Origin of the sequence: Actinoplanes sp. NPDC048791, from assembly GCF_040650095.1 — a bacterium.
GTDB lineage: Bacteria > Actinomycetota > Actinomycetes > Mycobacteriales > Micromonosporaceae > Actinoplanes.
In genome coordinates, this window is sequence record NZ_JBEZGQ010000047.1 from 1 (window position 1) to 18,921 (window position 18,921).

The 18,921-nt window shown below is 71.0% G+C and carries 17 protein-coding genes and 1 pseudogene; 12 read left to right on the forward strand and 6 right to left on the reverse strand.

From position 1 onward, the window contains the following. Positions 1–15: 15 nt before the first annotated feature. Genes rhaI through AB0C29_RS06270 form a run of 6 tightly spaced genes read right to left on the reverse strand, consistent with a single transcriptional unit; the run spans position 16 to position 6,132 of the window. Complete coding sequence (rhaI, locus tag AB0C29_RS06245; protein ID WP_360815915.1) at positions 16–1,182, reverse strand: L-rhamnose isomerase; 1,167 nt, start codon at positions 1,180–1,182, stop codon at positions 16–18. Positions 1,183–1,187: 5 nt separating this feature from the next. Continuing rightward, on the reverse strand, positions 1,188–1,514 hold the full coding sequence (locus AB0C29_RS06250; protein WP_360815918.1) for an L-rhamnose mutarotase: 327 nt from the start codon (positions 1,512–1,514) through the stop codon (positions 1,188–1,190). 3 nt (positions 1,515–1,517) lie between these two features. After that, complete coding sequence (gene rhaS, locus AB0C29_RS06255; protein WP_360815920.1) at positions 1,518–2,591, reverse strand: rhamnose ABC transporter substrate-binding protein; 1,074 nt, start codon at positions 2,589–2,591, stop codon at positions 1,518–1,520. 25 nt (positions 2,592–2,616) lie between these two features. Further along, on the reverse strand, positions 2,617–3,606 hold the full coding sequence (locus AB0C29_RS06260; protein ID WP_360815923.1) for an ABC transporter permease: 990 nt from the start codon (positions 3,604–3,606) through the stop codon (positions 2,617–2,619). Then, positions 3,599–4,609, reverse strand: coding sequence for an ABC transporter permease (locus AB0C29_RS06265; protein WP_360815925.1), 1,011 nt, complete (start codon positions 4,607–4,609; stop codon positions 3,599–3,601). The genes AB0C29_RS06260 and AB0C29_RS06265 overlap by 8 nt, the downstream gene beginning before the upstream one ends. After that, positions 4,606–6,132: a sugar ABC transporter ATP-binding protein gene (locus AB0C29_RS06270; protein ID WP_360815928.1), complete on the reverse strand. Its 1,527-nt coding sequence runs from the start codon at positions 6,130–6,132 to the stop codon at positions 4,606–4,608. The genes AB0C29_RS06265 and AB0C29_RS06270 overlap by 4 nt, the downstream gene beginning before the upstream one ends. Before the next feature lie 166 nt (positions 6,133–6,298). On the opposite strand from AB0C29_RS06270, the gene AB0C29_RS06275 reads away from it, so the two are divergent. The 12 genes and pseudogenes from AB0C29_RS06275 to AB0C29_RS06330 all read left to right on the forward strand — a co-directional run. Further along, positions 6,299–7,333 (forward strand): LacI family DNA-binding transcriptional regulator, encoded by a 1,035-nt coding sequence (locus AB0C29_RS06275; protein WP_360815931.1) that lies wholly within the window; start codon positions 6,299–6,301, stop codon positions 7,331–7,333. 114 nt (positions 7,334–7,447) lie between these two features. Next, a complete protein-coding gene (locus AB0C29_RS06280; protein WP_360815934.1) occupies positions 7,448–9,478 on the forward strand; it encodes a bifunctional aldolase/short-chain dehydrogenase in 2,031 nt (676 codons plus the stop codon). Next, the gene (locus tag AB0C29_RS06285) at positions 9,475–10,887 is read left to right on the forward strand and encodes a rhamnulokinase family protein (RefSeq protein WP_360815937.1); all 1,413 of its coding nucleotides are present in this window, start codon (positions 9,475–9,477) and stop codon (positions 10,885–10,887) included. Before AB0C29_RS06280 ends, AB0C29_RS06285 begins: the two co-directional genes overlap by 4 nt. Position 10,888: 1 nt before the next feature. Further along, complete coding sequence (locus AB0C29_RS06290; protein ID WP_360815940.1) at positions 10,889–11,623, forward strand: (Fe-S)-binding protein; 735 nt, start codon at positions 10,889–10,891, stop codon at positions 11,621–11,623. A 55-nt stretch (positions 11,624–11,678) separates the two neighbouring features. Continuing rightward, the gene (locus tag AB0C29_RS06295; protein ID WP_360815942.1) at positions 11,679–13,097 is read left to right on the forward strand and encodes a lactate utilization protein B; all 1,419 of its coding nucleotides are present in this window, start codon (positions 11,679–11,681) and stop codon (positions 13,095–13,097) included. Continuing rightward, on the forward strand, positions 13,094–13,687 hold the full coding sequence (locus AB0C29_RS06300; RefSeq protein ID WP_360815944.1) for a lactate utilization protein C: 594 nt from the start codon (positions 13,094–13,096) through the stop codon (positions 13,685–13,687). The genes AB0C29_RS06295 and AB0C29_RS06300 overlap by 4 nt, the downstream gene beginning before the upstream one ends. Beyond that, on the forward strand, positions 13,684–15,084 hold the full coding sequence (locus AB0C29_RS06305; RefSeq protein WP_360815947.1) for an L-fucose/L-arabinose isomerase family protein: 1,401 nt from the start codon (positions 13,684–13,686) through the stop codon (positions 15,082–15,084). Before AB0C29_RS06300 ends, AB0C29_RS06305 begins: the two co-directional genes overlap by 4 nt. A gap of 38 nt (positions 15,085–15,122) precedes the next feature. Continuing rightward, complete coding sequence (locus tag AB0C29_RS06310; RefSeq protein WP_360815949.1) at positions 15,123–15,989, forward strand: NAD(P)H-binding protein; 867 nt, start codon at positions 15,123–15,125, stop codon at positions 15,987–15,989. A 28-nt stretch (positions 15,990–16,017) separates the two neighbouring features. Then, on the forward strand, positions 16,018–16,659 hold the full coding sequence (locus AB0C29_RS06315; RefSeq protein WP_360815952.1) for an aspartate/glutamate racemase family protein: 642 nt from the start codon (positions 16,018–16,020) through the stop codon (positions 16,657–16,659). Between the two features lie 32 nt (positions 16,660–16,691). Beyond that, positions 16,692–17,312, forward strand: a complete 621-nt coding sequence (locus AB0C29_RS06320; RefSeq protein WP_360815955.1) for a TetR family transcriptional regulator — start codon at positions 16,692–16,694, stop codon at positions 17,310–17,312. 1 nt (position 17,313) lies between these two features. Next, positions 17,314–18,204 carry an ABC transporter ATP-binding protein gene (locus AB0C29_RS06325; RefSeq protein ID WP_360815958.1) on the forward strand — a complete coding sequence of 297 codons (891 nt, stop codon included), beginning with the start codon at positions 17,314–17,316 and terminating at the stop codon, positions 18,202–18,204. Further along, positions 18,201–18,921 (forward strand): annotated as a pseudogene (locus tag AB0C29_RS06330) (ABC transporter permease); the annotation flags it as partial. The gene AB0C29_RS06325 and the pseudogene AB0C29_RS06330, both read left to right, overlap by 4 nt.

Below are 18,921 nucleotides of genomic sequence, written 5' to 3' on the forward strand. Positions count from 1 at the left end.
GTCATGCCGGCTCGATCAGGCGCCCCAGCCGGCCTGCTGGCCGCCGACCCGGTCCTGGACGATCTGCTCCTGGTAGCCGCTGCGCCGGTAGGCCGCGACCGGGTTCGGGTCCAGGCCCGCATCCGCGCGGACCTCGGCCAGCAGTGGCCGCACGTCGGTGTTGTAGGCGTCCATCAGCACCGCGTTCGCTTCCAGCACATCGCCGTCGTTCTGGGCGCTGCCCAGCGCGTCCCGGTCGACCAGCAGCGCCTTCGCCGTCGCTTCCTGGATGTTCATCACCGAGCGGATGATCGCGGGGATCTTCGTCTCGATGTTGTGGCACTGATCCAGCATGAAGTTGATGCCGTAGGCCGGGTCCAGCGCGCCGCCGCGGACGATCTCGTACATGATCCGGAAGAGCTGGAACGGGTCCGCCGCCCCGGCCATCAGGTCGTCGTCGGCGTAGAAGCGGCTGTTGAAGTCGAAGGCGCCCAGCTTGTTCTGGCGCAGCAGGAACGCCACGATGAACTCGATGTTCGTGCCCGGGGCGTGGTGGCCGGTGTCGATGCACACCGTCGCCTTCTCGCCCAGCTCGATGCAGTGCGCGTACGACGTGCCCCAGTCCGGGACGTCGGTGGCGTAGAAGGCCGGCTCGAACAGCTTGTACTCCAGCAGGATGCGCTGGTCGTCGCCGAGCCGGTCGTACGTCTCGCGCAGGGCCGCGGCCAGCCGGTCCTGGCGGTTGCGCAGGTCGTCCTGGCCGGGGTAGTTGATGCCGTCGGCGAACCACAGCTTCAGGTCCCGCGAGCCGGTCGCGTCCATGATGGCGATCGCCTCGAGCAGGTGGTCGGTGGCCTTGCGGCGTACGCCGGCGTCCGGGTTGGTGACCGAGCCCAGCTTGTAGTCGTCGTCCTGGAAGACGTTGGTGTTGATGGCACCGATCCCCACCCCGAGCGACTCGGCGTAGGAACGCAGCTCGGCGTAGTCGTCCACCTTGTCCCAGGGGATGTGCAGCGCGACCGTCGGCGCCACCCCGGTGAACTTGTGCACGGTGGCGGCGTCGGCGATCTTCTCCCGCGGGTTGCGGGGCACGCCGGCCTGGGCGAAGACCTTGAACCGGGTGCCGGAGTTGCCGAAGGCCCAGGATGGGGTCTCGATCCGCTGGGCGGCGAGGGCCCGCTTGACGGCGGCCAGATCAGCCATGTGGATCACTTCTCTTCTGCTAGGTGGAAAACCTCGGTCAGCAGCACGAAGCTCTCGTCCGGTGGGCGGCCGTCGATGCCGGTGAAGAACTCGGCCATCTCCGCCTGCCAGCGGGCGTTCACCTCGGTCCGCGCCATTGCCGCCTGGGCCGCCGCGAGGTCGTCGGTCTCGACGTAGCCGACCAGCAGCCCGTCGGAACGCAGGAACAGGGAGTAGTTGCGCCAGCCGGTGGCCCGCAATGCGTCCTGCATCTCGGGCCACACGGCCTGGTGCCGCTCCACGTACTCCGCCATCCGCTCGGGGCGGACCTGGAGGTTGAAGCAGTAGCGCATCGGTCAGAAGTTGAACTGGTCGATGTTCTCGGCGGTGAACTCGGTCGGCGGGCCGAGCACGATCTCGCCGGCCGCGCCGACGGTGTACTCGCCGAGCTTGCCGGCCTTGAACTTCTCGCCTTCCTTACCGGTGATCTGGTTCGAGGCCAGCGCCGCACCCGCGTACGCGGCCAGGTAGCCGATGTCGGCCGGGTTCCACAGCGCGAACTTCTTCACGGTGCCGTCCTTGACGTACTCGCGCATCTGGTTCGGCAGGCCCAGGCCGGTGATCGCCACCTTGCCCTTGTAGTTCGAGGAGCTGACGTAGCGCGAGGCCGCGGCGATGCCCACGGTGGTCGGCGAGACGATGACCTTCAGGTTCGGGTACGACTGCAGCAGGCCCTGCGCCTCCTGGAACGACTTCTGGTCGTCGTCGTTGCCGTACGCCGTCTTGACCAGCTTGAGCTTGGCGTTCTCGGGCTTGGCCAGCTCCGTCTTCATGACCTCGATCCAGGCGTTCTGGTTGGTCGCGTTCGGGGTCGCCGACAGGATCGCGATCTCACCGGAGCCGCCGGCCAGCTCGCTGGCCATCTTGACCAGGCTCTCGCCGATGCCCTGGGTGGTGGCCTGGTTGATGAAGACGTCCCGGCAGTCCTTGGAGGCGTCCGAGTCGAAGGCCACGATCTTGATGCCGGCCTGGCGGGCCTGGTTCAGCGACGGGCAGACCGCGTTCGGGTCGTTGGCCGCGATGCCGATCACGTTCTGCTGCTGCTGGATCAGCGTGTTGATGTAGCTGACCTGCGAGGAGGCGCTGGCGTCGTTCGGGCCGACCAGCTTGTACTCGCCCTTGAGCTCGCCCGCGGCGACCTTGCCGCCACCCACCTCGACGTCGGTGTACGGGTTGTTGAGCTGCTTCGGCAGGAAGGCGATCTTGAGGCCTTCCTTGAGCTTCGCGTTCGGGTCGGCTGCGCCGGACTGGGCGGCGGCGGGGCCGGATTTGTCGGCGCTGTCCTTGGTGGTGCCACCGCAGGCGGCGATGCCGAGGACAAGAAGTGAGGCGGCGCCTGCGGAGAGTAGGCGTCGGTGGGAACGAAGCATGGCGTACTCCTTGGAGGGCGAGGGGTCAGACAGCAGCGGCGCGGCGAAGTTTCCGCCTTTGCCAGGTGGTGCGGATCGAGGTCGCGATGTTGGGCAGCAGCACGGAGAGCACGAGCAGGGCACCGGTGACGATGTTCAGCGCCTGGCCCGACACGTCCTGCAGGCGCAGGGCGTTCTGCAGAGCGGCGAGCAGGACCACGCCGGCCAGGACCCCGGGGAGGGTGCCCTTGCCGCCGAAGATGGAGACGCCGCCGAGCAGGACCGCGGCGACCACGGCCAGCTCGAGTCCGGCGCCGTTGTCGGCCCGGGCGCTGGAGTAGCGCAGCGTCCAGAGCACTCCGACCAGTCCGGCGACCGCGCCGCTGACCACGTACAGCCAGAACTTGGTGCGGGCCACCCGGATGCCGGAGAAATGGGCGGCCTGGGCGTTCGCGCCGATCGCGTACAGCGACCGGCCGAACGGGGTCGCGTGCAGGATCACCCCGAAGATCGCCGCCAGGACGACGATCAGGATGAGGACATTGGGCACCGGTCCGTCGCCGATCGTGCCGGTCACCCAGCCGGTGTAGCTGAACGGGAAGTCCGCGACCGCGCCGTCACCCAGGACCACCAGCGCGAGCCCGCGATAGAGGGCGAGTGTGCCGATCGTGACCGCCAGCGACGGCAGGCCCAGTCCGGTGACCAGGAAGCCGTTGACGGCCCCGAGGATCGCGCCGGCGATGATGCAGATCGGGATGATCGACTCGATGGACAGTCCCTGGTTCCACAGGTAACCCATGATCGAGCTGGCCAGCCCGAGCGTGCTGGCCACCGACAGGTCGATCTCCCCGGTGACGATGATGAACGTCATCGGCAGCGCGACCAGCATGATCGGCAGCAGGTCCAGGATCAGGAAGGTGAAGTTGCGGCTGGTGCCGAAGTTGGTCACCGAGAACGACGCCACCACCAGCACGAAGACGGTCAGCAGGACGATGATGCTGTCCCAGGATGAGAGTCTCCTTCTGACTTCAGACATGGCTGTCCTTCTTCCGCAGCGAGCGGGCGATCCGCACCGCGACCAGGCGGTCGGCGCAGATGGCCAGGATGATCAGGGCGCCGACGATGGCCTGCTGCCAGAACTGGTTGATGTCCAGCACGGTCAGGGCGCTGCCGATCACGGTCAGCAGCAGGGCGCCGAGGCCCGCGCCCCAGACCGTGCCGCTGCCCCCGAAGACCGCCACCCCGCCGACGACCACGGCCGCGACGACGTTGAGTTCCAGGCCGGTGCCGGCGGCCGCGTCGACCGTGCCGAAGCGGGCGGCGAAGAGCACCCCGGCCAGCCCGGCGAGGGCGCCGCTCAGGATGAACGCGCCGAGCAGGTTGCGGGCCACCTTGATGCCGGCCAGCTCGGCGGCCTGCGGGCTGGAGCCCATCGCGTACAGCTCGCGGCCCACCCGGTAGTTGCGCATCAGCAGGGAGACGCCGCCGACGACGACCAGCGCGATCAGGACCAGCCACGGGATGCCCAGGATCGAGTCGTTGGCGAAGGTCAGGAAGTGCCGGGGCAGCTCGTCGGCGTTGACCTGCTGGCCACCGGCCCACGAGTAGGTGATGCCGCGGAACATGTAGAGCGTGCCGAGCGTGACCACCAGTGCGGGCACCCGGCCGTACCGGACCAGCACGCCGTTGAGCAGGCCGGCCGCGCCGCCGACGGCGAGGCCCACGATGATCGCGACGACCATCGGCAGGCCGGGGTTGTCGCTCATCATGGTGGCGACGGTGAAGGCGCTGAGGCCGAGCACCGACCCGACCGAGAGGTCGATGTTGCGGGTGATGACCACGACAGCCTGGCCGGCGGCCATCACCGCGAGGATGGCCGTGTTCAGCAGGATGTCGCGGATGCTCTGCCCGGACAGAAACCGCGGGTTGCTCGCGGCGGTGTAGCCGACCAGCACCACCAGAGCCAGGATGATGCCCAGCTCCCGCACCTTGACCAGCCCGGAGAAGAGCCGGCGGGGCGCCGCCACGGCCGCCGTCATGTGGTCACCTGCTGGCCCATTGCCGCGTACATGACGTTCTCCTCGGTGGCTTCGGCGCGGGTGAGCTGGGCGGCCACGTGCCCCTCGCGCAGGACGATGATCCGGTCCGCCATGCCCAGCACCTCGGGCAGCTCGGACGAGACCATGACGACGGCGAGCCCGCGGGCCGCCAGCGACGACATCAGCCGGTGCACCTCGGCCTTGGTGCCGACGTCGATGCCGCGGGTGGGCTCGTCGACGATCAGCAGCTTGGGGTTGGTGGCCAGCCACTTGGCCAGCACCACCTTCTGCTGGTTGCCGCCGGACAGCGTGCCCACCGGGTCGGACAGCCGGCCCAGCTTGGTCTGCAGCTGACTCGTCCAGCTCGTCGCCTCGCGGCGTTCGGCCGCGCCGAAGAGCAGGCCGAGCTTGGCCAGCGCGCGGCTGCGCGGCAGGGTCACGTTGCGTTCGACCGACAGGTCCATGATCAGCCCCTGCTGGCGTCGGTCCTCGGGGACCAGCGCCATGCCGGCGGCCATGGCCGCGCGGGGCGAGCCCGCCTTGAGCGGCTTGCCGAGGAAGCGGACCGACCCGGTGTCGTACCGGTCGACGCCGAACACCGCCTGCATGACCTCGGAACGGCCCGCACCGACCAGCCCGGCCAGCGCGACGATCTCGCCGGCCCGGACCGTGAAGCTGATGTCCCGGAAGACCCCCTCGCGGCCGAGCCCGTCCACTTCGAGCACGGTCTCGCCGATCTCGGTGTCCTGCTTCGGGAACAGCGTGCTCAGGTCGCGCCCGACCATCCGCCGGATCATGTCGTCGACGCTGAGGTCGGCGACCAGCTCGGTGCACACGTGCTTGCCGTCGCGCATGATCGTGACCCGCTGGCAGAGCGCGGTGATCTCCTCGAAGCGGTGCGAGATGAACATGATCGCGGCGCCCTCGTCGCGCAGCGCCCGGGTGACCGCGAAGAGCCGGTCGACCTCGACACCGCTGAGCGCCGCGGTCGGCTCATCCATGATCAGGACGCGGGCCTCGCTGGAGAGCGCCTTGGCGATCTCGACGAGCTGCTGGTCGGCGATGGAGAGCCCGCGGGCCGGGCGGTCCGGGTCGATGTGCACGCCGAGACGGGTGAAGAGCCGGGCCGCGTTGTCGTGCATCGCCCGGCGGTCGATCTGCCGGAGGCGGGTCAGCGGCTGGTTGCCCATCGCGATGTTCTCGGCGACGGACAGGTCGGGGAAGAGCGTCGGCTCCTGGTAGATCACCGCGATGCCGGCCGCCTTGGCGTCACCGGGACCGGCGAACTCGACCTCCGTGCCGTTGACGGCCAGCGCGCCGGTGTCCGGCCGGTGCACGCCGGCGAGCATCTTGACGATGGTGGACTTGCCCGCGCCGTTCTCGCCGACCAGGGCGTGCGCCTCGCCCGCGTACAGGGGGAAGCTGACGCCCTGCACGGCCGCGACGGCGCCGAAGGACTTGGTCACCTCGCGCACTTCGAGCAGTGCCGGGCCGGGCCGCGACTCGTCGGGCGTTGCCGCCACGGGCCACCTCCGCAGGGATGTTTGAAATGTTTCATACGGCGTGTGACGAACGTAGGTGGCCCCGATCACACGTGTCAAGCACCTGGATGAAACCTTCTCGAAACGGGAAGCCGGGTGGTACGAGTTATCCCGTACGATGTCGCTTCAACGTTTCAAAGGGGGATCCGTGGTCAACGGCAGGACACCGTCCGTCAAGGACGTCGCCCGCTCGGCCGGGGTCTCCCTGGGCACGGTCTCGAACGTGATGAACCGCCCCGAGGTGGTCAGCCCCACCACCCGGGAGCGGGTCGAGCGGGCCATGGTGGAGCTGGGCTTCGTGCGCAACGAGTCGGCCCGGCAGCTGCGGGCCGGCACCAGCCGCACCCTGGCCTACGTGATGCTGGACGGCAGCAACCCCTTCTTCCACGACGTCGCGCAGGGCATCGAGCTCGCCGCCGAGGACGCCGACCTATCGCTGTTCATCTGCAACAGCAACGGCCGGGCCGAGCGCGAGGAGGTCCACCTCGACCGCCTCATGCAGCAGCGGGTGCAGGGCATCCTGATCACCCCGGTCAATCCGGACGCGCCGCACCTGGCCGAGATCAGCCGCCGCGGCATCCCGGTGGTCATCGTCGACCGGGTCGGTGCGGGCGGTCTCTTCTGCTCGGTCGCCGTTGATGACGTGCTGGGCGGCCGGATCGCGGTCGAGCACCTGGCCGAGCAGGGGCACACCCGGGTCGCCGTGGTCGGCGGGCCGGAGTCGATCGGTCAGGTCCGCGAGCGCGTCGAGGGGGCCCGGCAGATCTGGGCCGAGCTGGGCCTGCCGCCGGAGGATCTGATCCATCTGCCGACGGCCGGGCTGACCGTCGCCGAGGGCCGCTCGGCCGGTGAACGGCTGGCCGGCATCCCGGCGCGACGCCGGCCGACCGCCGCGTTCTGCGCCAACGATCTGCTCGCGCTCGGCCTGTTGCAGCAGAGCATCGGCGCGGGCCTGCGGGTGCCGGAGGAGCTGGCCATCGTGGGCTTCGACGACATCGAGTTCGCCGCCGCGGCCGCCGTGCCGCTGACCTCGGTGCGCCAGCCGCGCCAGGAGCTGGGCCGGGCCGCGGCGCAGCTGGTGATCGACGAGGCGACCAATCCCGAACACGTGCACCAGCAGCCGTTGTTCGTCCCGGAGCTGGTCGCGCGGGCCTCCACGGTCGTCCGTTCCCGCGCCTACTGACATCGTTTCATCAGCCGGCGGATCGGGCGCGAAGTATTGACCCCGGCGGCTCGGGGCCCGTAACCTTCTGGCAATCTGTGAAACGTTTCATGGCCCCGCCTGCGAAGGATGCTCATGTCGAACCCCGCAGTCAGCGACCTCCTGGCCCGCAGCAACCGCCTCGGCGCCGACCCGCGCAACACCAACTACGCCGGCGGCAACACCTCGGCCAAGGGGACGGAGATCGACCCCGTCACCGCCGCGCCGACCGAGCTGGTCTGGGTCAAGGGCTCGGGCGGCGACCTCGGCACGCTGAAGGAGTCCGGCCTCGCGGTGCTGCGGCTCGACCGGCTCCGCGCGCTGGCCGGCGTCTTCCCCGGCGTCGACCGCGAGGACGAGATGGTGGCCGCCTTCGACTACTGTCTGCACGGCCGTGGCGGCGCCGCCCCGTCGATCGACACGGCCATGCACGGCCTGGTGGACGCGCCGCACGTCGACCACCTGCACCCGGACGCCGGCATCGCGCTGGCGACCGCGGCCGACGGGCCGGCGCTGACCAAGGAGATCTTCGGCGACCGGGTGCTGTGGGTGCCGTGGCGCCGGCCCGGTTTCCAGCTCGGCCTCGACATCGCCGCCGTGCAGCGGGCCAATCCGCAGGCCATCGGCGTCGTGCTCGGCGGGCACGGGATCACCGCGTGGGGCGCCACCAGCGCCGAGTGCGAGGCCAACTCGCTGGAGATCATCAACACCGCCGCGGCGTGGATCGCCGCGCACGGCCGCGAGGCGCCCTTCGGCCCGCTGGTGCACGAGCCGCTGCCCGATGAGGTACGCCGTGAGCGCGCGGCCGCCCTGTTCCCGATCGTGCGCGGTCTCGCCTCCACCGACCGTCCGCAGGTGGGCCACTACACCGACAGCGAGGTCGTGCTCGACTTCGTCCGCCGCGAGCGGATGCCCGAGCTGGCCGCGCTGGGCACCTCCTGCCCGGACCACTTCCTGCGTACCAAGGTCAAGCCGCTGGTGCTGGACACCGCGCCGGACGCCCCGCTGGAGGAGGTCGAGGCCCGGCTCAAGGAGCTGCACGCCGCCTACCGCGAGGACTACCGCGCGTACTACGAGCGGCACGCCGGCCCGGACAGCCCGGCCATGCGCGGCGCGGACCCGGCGATCGTGCTGGTCCCCGGCGTCGGCATGTTCAGCTTCGGCGCCAACAAGCAGACCGCGCGGGTGGCCGGCGAGTTCTACGTCAACGCGATCAACGTGATGCACGGCGCCGAGTCGGTCTCGACCTACGCGCCGATCGACGAGTCGGAGAAGTTCCGGATCGAGTACTGGGCGCTGGAGGAAGCCAAGCTCCGGCGGATGCCCCGGCCCAAGCCGCTGGCCACCCGGATCGCGTTCGTCACCGGTGGCGGCTCGGGCATCGGCAAGGCGATCGCGCTGCGGCTCGCCGCCGAAGGTGCCTGCGTCGTCGTGGCGGACCGGGACTTCGATGCCGCGACCGCGGTGGCGGCCGAGATCGGCGGCCCGGACGTCGCGGTGGCGGTGGCCGCCGACGTGACCTCCGAGGCGCAGGTCGGCACCGCGCTGCGGGACGCGGTGCTGGCCTTCGGCGGGGTGGACCTGGTGGTCAACAACGCCGGGCTGTCCATCTCCAAGCCGCTGCTGGAGACCACCGAGGCCGACTGGGACCTGCAGCACGACGTCATGGCCAAGGGCTCGTTCCTGGTCGCCAAGGCCGCCGCGGGCGTCATGATCGGGCAGGGGCTGGGCGGCGACATCGTCTACATCTCCAGCAAGAACTCGCTGTTCGCGGGCCCGAACAACGTCGCCTACGGTGCGGCCAAGGCCGACCAGGCGCACCAGGTCCGGCTGCTCGCCGCCGAGCTGGGCGGGCACGGCATCCGGGTCAACGGCATCAACCCCGACGGCGTGGTCCGCGGCTCCGGCATCTTCGCCGGCGGCTGGGGCGCCAAGCGGGCCGCCGTGTACGGCGTACCGGAATCCGAGCTCGGCGCCTACTACGCCCAGCGCACGCTGCTCAAGCGCGAGGTGCTCCCGGAGCACGTGGCCAACGCGGTGTTCGTGCTGACCGGCGGCGAGCTGTCGCACACGACCGGCCTGCACATCCCGGTGGACGCCGGGGTGGCGGCGGCCTTCCTGCGGTGAACACCTTCGCGGCGGTCGACCTGGGCGCGTCCAGCGGGCGCGTCATGGTCGGCCGGGTCGGTCCGGGGTCGCTGTCGCTGGACGCCGTCAACCGTTTCGCCAACGAGCCGGTACGCGCCGGCGGAACGCTGTACTGGGACATCCTCGCGCTGTACCGCGGCGTCCTGGAGGGTCTGCGCCTCGCCGGGCCGGTCGACGGCATCGGCATCGACTCGTGGGCGGTGGACTACGGGCTGCTCGACGCGACCGGGACGCTGCTCGGCAACCCGGTGCACTACCGGGACACCCGCACCGAGGGCGCGGCCGCCAAGGTCGCCGCGGTGGTCGGCGAGGACAAGCTGTACGCGCTGACCGGCCTGCAGAAGCTGCCGTTCAACACGATCTACCAGCTGGTGGCCGCGGCCGGCACCCCGCAGCTGGACGCGGCCCGGCAGCTGCTCATGATCCCGGACCTGCTGGCGTACTGGCTGACCGGCGAAACGGGAGCGGAATTCACCAACGCTTCCACCACCCAGCTTCTCGATCTAGGCTCAGGGGGGTGGGCCGGAGAACTGATGTCCGCGCTCGGGATCCGGCCCACTCTCTTCCCGCCGCTGCGCGCGCCCGGCACGGTGATCGGCCCGGTGCGGCCCGAGCTGGGCCTGGGCACCCCGGACGTCATCGCGGTCGGCTCGCACGACACCGCCTCGGCCGTGGTGGGCGTCCCGGCCGCCGGTGACAATTTCGCCTATATCTCCTGCGGGACGTGGTCGCTGGTCGGCGTCGAGCTGGACGCGCCGGTGCTGACCGAGGCGTCGCGGCTGGCCAACTTCACCAACGAGGGCGGCGTCGACGGCACCGTGCGCTATCTGCGCAACGTGATGGGGCTCTGGCCGTTGCAGGAGTGCCTGCGCGAGTGGGGTGCGCCCGACCTGCCCGTGCTGCTGCGCGAGGCTGCGGCCGTACCGGCTTTTGCCGCTGTTGTTGATCTCGACGACCCGGTGTTCCTGCCGCCGGGCGACATGGTCGCCCGGCTCACCGCGGCCAGTGGCCGCGGCCCGTTCGGCTCGCCCGCCGCGGTCGTGCGGTGCATCCTGGACAGCCTGGCGCTCGCCCACCGTCGTGCGGTGCGCCAGGCCCAGCAGCTGTCCGGGCGGCACGTCGACGCGGTGCACATCGACGGCGGTGGCGCCCGCAACGAGCTGCTCTGCCAGCTCACCGCCGACGCCTGCGGGCTGCCCGTGCTGGCCGGCCCGGTCGAGGCGACCGCGTTCGGCAACGTGCTCGTGCAGGCCCGGGCCGCGGGAACGATCAACGGTGATCTCTCGGCACTACGGGCCCTGCTGCGGGAGACTCAGCAGATCGTGCGCTACGAACCGCGCGGCGACGCGGCCGCGTGGCAAGCGGTCGAGCGCCGGCTGGAGGCCTGACATGCGCATCGCCTTGTTCGTGACCTGCCTGGCCGACACCATGTTCCCGGCCGCGGCCAAGGCGACCGTGCAGTTGCTGGAGCGGCTGGGCCACGAGGTGGTCTTCCCCGCGGGGCAGACCTGCTGCGGCCAGATGCACATCAACACCGGCTATCAGAAGGACGCGCTGCCGCTGGTCCGCCGGCACGTGCGCACGTTCGCGCCGTACGACGTGGTGGTCGCGCCCTCCGGATCGTGTGTCGGGTCGGTGCGGCACCAGCACGCGATGGTGGCCCGGGCGGCGGGCGACGAGGGGCTGGCCGCGCGGGCCGAGGACGTCGCCGGCCGGACGTACGAGCTGTCCGAGCTGCTGGTGGACGTGCTCGGGGTGGAGGACGTCGGGGCGTACTACCCGCACCGGGTCACGTACCACCCGACCTGCCACTCGCTGCGGATGATCCGGGTCGGCGACAAGCCGCAGCGGCTGTTGCGCCACGTCCGCGGGCTGGAGCTGATCGAGCTGCCCGCGGCCGACCAGTGCTGCGGCTTCGGTGGCACCTTCGCGCTGAAGAACGCCGACACGTCGACCGCGATGCTGGCCGACAAGATGCGCCACGTGCTCGACACCGGCGCGGAGGTCTGCACCGCCGGCGACTCGTCCTGCCTGATGCACATCGGCGGTGGCCTGTCGCGGCTCGACGCGGGCGTCCGGACCGTGCACCTCGCCGAGATCCTCGCCGCGACGGAGCCGGCATGACCGCCTGCACCGCAGCGAAGCAAGGGCCAGAAGGGCATGCCAAAGGAGATTCAGCATGACCACTTTCCTGGGTATGCCCACGCCCGCCCCGCGCGGAGTGGGAAACCTGCGCGGCGAGGAGCCGTTCCCGGCCGCCGCCCGCAAGGCTCTGGGCAACGCCCAGCTGCGCCGCAACCTGGGCCACGCCACCACGACGATCCGGGCCAAGTCCGGTGCGGTCATCGCCGAGCTGCCCGACTGGCAGGAGCTGCGTACGGCCGGCTCGGCCCTGAAGACCGACACCATGGCCCGGCTGCCCGAGCTGCTGCTCCAGCTGGAGGAAAAGGTCACCGCGGCCGGCGGGGTCGTGCACTGGGCCGCCGACGCGAACGAGGCCAACCGGATCGTCACGGAGCTGGTCCGGGCCACCGGCCACGACCGGGTCATCAAGGTCAAGTCGATGGCCACCCAGGAGATCGGCCTCAACGAGGCGCTGGAGGCGGCCGGCATCGAGCCGGTCGAGACCGACCTGGCCGAGCTCATCGTCCAGCTCGGACACGACAAACCCAGCCACATCCTGGTGCCGGCGATCCACCGCAACCGCGCCGAGATCCGCGAGATCTTCCTGCGTGAGATGCCCGGCGTCGACCCGGCGCTGACCGACGAGCCGGTGATCCTGGCCGGAGCTGCCCGGCGCTACCTGCGCGAGACCTTCCTGAGCACCAAGGTCGCGGTGTCGGGGGCCAACTTCGCCGTCGCGGAGACCGGGACGCTGGCGGTGCTGGAGTCCGAGGGCAACGGCCGGATGTGCCTGACCCTGCCCGAGACCCTGATCACGGTCATGGGCATCGAGAAACTCGTACCGACCTGGCAGGACCTCGAGGTGTTCCTGCAACTGCTGCCACGGGCGTCGACCGGCGAGCGGATGAACCCGTACACGTCCATGTGGACCGGGGTGACGCCCGGCGACGGGCCGCAGAACTTCCACCTGGTGCTGCTCGACAACGGGCGCACCGCGGTGCTGGCCGACGAGGTCGGCCGCCAGGCGCTGCACTGCATCCGCTGCTCGGCGTGCCTCAACGTGTGCCCGGTGTACGAGCGGACCGGCGGGCACGCATACGGGTCGGTCTATCCGGGGCCGATCGGGGCGGTGCTGTCGCCGCAGCTCACCGGGGTCGAGGACAACGCCTCGCTGCCGTACGCGTCGTCGCTCTGCGGTGCCTGTTTCGACGCCTGCCCGGTGAAGATCGACATTCCCTCGATCCTGGTGCACCTGCGCAACGAGGTGCCCCATCCGCGGGCCGAGAAGGCGGTGATGGCGTCGGCGGCGTACACGATGGACCACCCGAAGCTCTACGCGGCCGCGCAGCATGCCGCCAAGCTCAGCAAGCTCGCCGGCCGGCGGTTGCCGCCGCCGTTGAACGGCTGGACCGCCAGCCGGGATCTGCCGGATCCGCCGCCGGAGACCTTCCGCGACTGGTGGGCGAAGCGATGAGCAGCAAGGACCTGATGCTGGGCCGGATCCGGGCCGCGCTCGGCGACACCGCGCCCCCGGTCGGGATCCCGCGCGACTACCGCCGTGGTGACCAGGTGGCCGACCTCGACCTGCTGGTGCACCGGCTGGAGGACTACAAGGCGGTCGTGCACCGCGGTGTCTCGGTCGCCGAGACCGTGGCTGCTCTCGCTCCGGCGCCGCTGATCGTGCCGCCCGGCATCGACCCCGAGTGGCTGCCGGACGGCGTCGAGGTGCTGCGCGACGAGGGTCTGAGTGCCGACACGCTGGCGGTCGCCGGGGGAGTGCTGACGGCGGCCACGGTCGCCGTCGCGGAGACCGGGACCATCGTGCTCGACGGCTCGCCCGACCAGGGCCGCCGGATCATCTCCCTGCTGCCGGACCTGCACATCTGCGTGGTACGCGCGGACCAGGTGGTCGCGTCGGTGCCCGAGGCGCTGACCCGGCTCGACCCGCACCGGCCGCTCACCTGGATCAGCGGCCCGTCCGCCACCAGCGACATCGAACTCAACCGCGTCGAGGGCGTCCACGGCCCGCGCCGCCTGCACGTCATCCTGTTGGAGGCATCGTGACTCATAGGCAGACCAGAATCGGGCTTGTTGCGGGCGGGCTGGGGACGTACTGGCCGCAGTTCCCGGGCCTGTTGCCGCAGCTGCAGGAATCGGCCCGATATGTCTCGCAGCGGTTCCAGGAGATGGAGACCGAGGTCGTCGACGTCGGGTTCATCTCGGACGCTCAGGAGGGGGCGGCTGCCGCGGAGAAGCTGCGCCGTGCTGACTGCGACCTGATCGTGCTGTTTCTGACGACGTACCTCACGGCCTCGATGGTCTTGCCGATCGCTCAGCGCGCCAACACCCCGGTGCTGGTCATCGACCTCCAGCCGACCGAGAAGATGGACCACGCGTCCTTCGACACCGGGGCCTGGCTGGCGTACTGCGGGCAGTGCCCGGTGCCCGAGATGGGCAACACGTTCCGCCGGGCCGGGATCCCGTTCCGGTCGGTCTCCGGCTGGCTGCGCCAGGAGTCGGCCTGGCGGCGGATCGGCCAGTGGATCCGGGCCGCGCACGTCCGCGCGGCGCTGCGGCACGCCCGGCACGGCCTGATGGGCCACCTCTACCCCGGCATGCTCGACGTCTCGACCGACCTGACGCTGCTGCCGGTGACGTTCGGCTCGCACGTCGAGGTGCTGGAGTTCGACGACCTGCGCCAGCGCGTCGAGAAGGTCACCGAGGCCGAGACCAAGCAGCGGATGGACCTGGCCCGGGAGATCTTCACCCTGGACGACACGGTCCGGGAGGAGGACTTCGCCTGGGGCGCGACCGTCTCGGTGGCGCTGGACCGCCTCGTCGACGACTTCGAGCTGGACAGCATCGCCTACTACCACCGCGGCCTCGACGGCGAGCAGCACGAACGCCTCGGCGCCGGCATGATCCTGGGCGCGTCCCTGCTGACCGCCCGCGGCATCCCGACGACCGGCGAGTACGAGCTGCGCACGACCGTGGCCCAGCTGGCCACCCAGGCGGTCGGGGCCGGCGGCTCCTTCTGCGAGCTGCAGGCGCTGAACTTCGAGGACAACGTGGTGGAGATGGGCCACGACGGCCCGGCGCACCTGGCGGTCAGCGCCCGCGACCCGCTGCTGCGCGGGCTGGGCGTCTACCACGGCAAGCGCGGCTGGGGCGTCAGCGTGGAGTTCGACGTACGGCCCGGCCCGGTCACCCTGCTCGGTCTGGGGCAGGACCGGGACGGCTCGCTGTCGTTCATCGCCGCCGAGGGGACCGTGGTGCCGGGTCCGCTGCTGGCGATCGGCAACACGACCAGCCGGGTCGACTTCGGCCGGGATCCGGGCGAATGGGTGGACGACTGGAGTGCGTCCGGCGTGGGCCACCACTGGTCACTGTCGCTGGATCACCGGGCCGCGGACTACAAGGCGGCGGCGAGCCTGCTGGGCATCGACTTCCGGCAGGTCTGAGCGGGCGAACTGTCGTACCCGGTGCTTATGGTGCCGGGATGACTATTGCTGTCACCGCCGCAACCGGTCATGTCGGCTCCCGCGCCGTGCAGGTGCTGGTCCAGGCCGGGGTGCGCCCCACCGTGCTGATCCGTGATCCCGCCAAGCTGCCCGCCGAGGTCCGCGACCGCGTCGACGTGCTCCCGGGCGACCTGCGCGACGCCGCCTACGTCACCGAGGCCACCAAGGGTGCCGACGCGTTGCTGTGGATCGTGCCCGAGTCCTTCACCGCCGACGACCCGGTCGCGGAGATGACCGCGATCGCCGCCAACGGTGCCGCCGCGGTCGCCGCCAACGGCATCAGCCGCACCGTGCTGATCAGCAGCGTCGGCGCGGAACGACGGCACGGCGCCGGGATGATCGACGGCCTGGCCCGCGCCGAGGAGCTGCTCGACGGCGCCGGGCCGGTGTGCACCCTGCGCTGCGGTTACTACTTCACCAATCTGCTCGGCAGCCTGGAGGAGCTGAGGGCGGGCACCCTCACCACCACCAGGCCGGCGGACGCGCCGATGCCGTGGGTCGATCCGCGGGACGTCGGAGAGGTGGCTGCGGCCCGGCTGCTGGGCGGGCAGTGGTCGTCGTCTTTCGTCCAGGCGGTGCACGGCCCGGCCGACCTGAGCTGGCACGAGGTCGCCGAGATCGTCGGCGCCGCACTCGGCCGCGAGATCTCTGTGCAAGTGATCACCGACGACGAGCTGCGGGGCGCGCTGAGCGGTGCCGGGCTGACGCCGGGGGTGGTCGAGGGCATCGTCGGGATGACGGCCGGACTGCGCGACGACTTCGTCCCGGAGCAGCCGCGCAGCTTCGTCAGCACGACCCCGACCACGCTGGCGGCCTGGGCGGCGGAGCACCTGCGTCTGCCGTGAGCGTCCGGGGTCTTGGCATGCTCGGGCCATGACCACGATCGGGTTCCTGCACACCGCCGATGTCCACGTCGCGACGTTCCACGCCCTGGTGACCGAGCGGGGCCATCGGGATGTGCACCTCGTCGACGCCACTCTGCTGGCCGACGCCCGGGAACGCGGCGTGGACGCCGCTCTTGAGGAGCGTCTGGCTGAGCGGCTGCGGGAGCTCGCCGGCCGGGGCCCGGACGTCATCGTGTGCACGTGTTCGACCCTGAGCGGGCACGCCGAGCGGATCCCGGTTGCTGTGCCGGTGCTGCGGATCGACCGGCCGATGGCCGAGCGGGCGGTCGCGATCGGCGGCCGCATCGCGGTGGTGGCCGCGGTGGAGTCCACCCTCGCGCCGACCCGGGAGCTGCTGCTGGAGTGCGCCGCCGGAGCCGACGTGGTGATTGCTCCCTGCCTGGACGCCTGGGCCCTGTTCGAGGCCGGCGACCAGGGCGGCTACCTGCGGGCGATCGCGGCGCACGCCCGCACGCTGGACGCCGACGTGATCGTGCTCGCCCAGGCCAGCATGGCCCCCGCCGCCGAGCTGCTCGCCGACCTGCCGATCCCGGTGCTCAGCAGCCCGCGTACGGCGGTGGAGAGGGCGATCGCGGTCGGGACCGGGAAAGATCTTGCGCCGCCACTCTAGGCGGCTACACACGTGTGTAATAACCTACACACGTGAGTAGTGATCTGACGGCGCGAGCCCGCATCCGCGACGCGGCCATCCGCCTCTTCGCCGAGAAGGGCATCGGGCCGGCGACGATCCGCGACATCGCCCAGGCCGCCTCGGTGTCCTCCGGCCTGCTGCGCCACCACTTCGGTTCCAAGGAGGGCCTGCGCGACGCCTGCGACGACTTCGCGACCGAGCGGATGGCCACCCTGCGCGCGCAACTGCTGGCGCGCGGCGGCTTCGGTGACGCCGCCTTCGTCGGCTCGGTGCACCCCGAGTCGATGCTGCTGCAGCGCTATCTCGTGCGCTCCATGATGGACGGCTCGCCCGCGGCCGAGGTCATGTTCGAGCGGATGGTGGAGGCCGGCGAGCTGTGGCTGGCCGACCAGCCGATCAAGAGCAAGGATCCGCGCGCGTACGCGGCCGTGCTCGTCGCGATGAAGATGGGCATGTTCCTCATGCGGGAACAGCTCTCCCGGGTGCTCGACGTCGATGTCGACGAGCCCGCCCACCACGCCCGCCTGCTCCGGGCGTCCGTCGAGATCTTCGCGCAACCCCTGCTCGATGCCGACCGGGCCGACGAGGCGTACGCGGCCCTGGACCGGCTCACTGTCCCTGAGGAGTCATGACATGACCGAGGCGATCAGCGTCGCGGGGCTCACCAAGAGCTTCGGGCGCACCCGGGCCCTGAACGGCCTGGACCTGCACGTGCGGACCGGTGAGGTGCACGGCTTCCTCGGGCCCAACGGCGCCGGCAAGACCACCGCCATCCGGATTCTGCTGGGGCTCATGCGCGCCGGCGGTGGCAGCGCCTCGCTGCTCGGCGGCGATCCGTGGGCCGACACGACCGCGCTGCACAAGCGGCTCGCGTACGTGCCGGGCGACGTCACGCTCTGGCCCAACCTGTCCGGTGGCGAGGTCATCGACCTGCTGGGCCGGCTGCGCGGTGGCCTCGATCCGCGGCGCCGCGACGAGCTGCTGGCGCGGTTCGAGCTGGACCCGCGCAAGAAGGGCCGCACCTACTCCAAGGGCAACCGGCAGAAGGTCGCCCTGGTCGCCGCGCTGGCCTCCGATGTGGAGCTGCTCATCCTGGACGAGCCGACCTCCGGGCTGGACCCGTTGATGGAGGAAGTCTTCCGCGACGTCATCCGCGACGAACGCCGCAACGACCGGACCGTGCTGCTGTCCAGCCACATCCTGTCCGAGGTCGAGGCGCTCTGCGACCGGATCACCATCATCCGCGAGGGGCGCACCGTGGAGACGGGCACGCTGGTCGACCTGCGCCACCTGACCCGCACCTCGATCGAGGCGGAGCTGATCGGGCCGGTCGACGGGCTGGCCACCCTGCCGGGCGTGCACGATCTGCGCACCGAGGCGGGCCGGGTGCACTTCGACGTGGACGCCGACGCGCTCGACCCGGCGCTGCGCAAGCTGGTCGGGGTGGGCGTGCGCAGCCTGGTCAGTCAGCCACCGACCCTGGAGGAGCTGTTCCTCCGGCAGTACCGGGAGCCGGCGCGATGACCGGCACCGGACAGCTCATCCGGCTGATCCTGCGGCGCGACCGGCTGCTGCTGCCGCTCTGGGTGGTGCCGCTGGCGCTGATCCCCGCCCTCTACGTCTCGTCCTTCGAGGCTTTGTTCCCGACCGACGCCGAACGCATCGCATACGCCCGGGTCAGCGCGGGCAACGCCGGTTTCGTCGCGCTCTACGGTCCGCTGCACGGCACCGGTCTCGGCGAGCTGGTCGCCTGGCGGGGCGGCTTCATCCCGGTGCTGGTGGCGCTGTTCAGCGTGCTCACGGTCATCCGGCACACCCGTACGGATGAGGAGGCCGGACGCACCGAGCTGATCGGGGCCGCCGCGGTCTCGCGGCACGCCGGGCTCTTCGCGGCGCTGATCGTGGCCTTCGGCGCCAACGCGGTGCTGGCCCTGATCCAGGCGCCGGTGATGATCTCCCAGGGGCTGCCGGTCACCGGCTCGGTGCTGATGGCGCTCGAATTCGCGCTGGCCGGCTGCATGTTCGCCGCCGTCGCCGCGGTCTGCGCCCAGCTGGCCGGGGGCGCACGGTCGGCGCGCTCGCTCGCGCTGGTCGCGCTGGGCATCGCGTACGTGCTGCGCCTGGCCGGCGACGTCAGCGACATCGGCGACGGCGCGGCCGGCTGGCTCTCCTGGCTCTCGCCGATCGGCTGGGTCCAGCACATGTTCCCGTACGGCGCGGACGTGTGGTGGCCGATCGTCC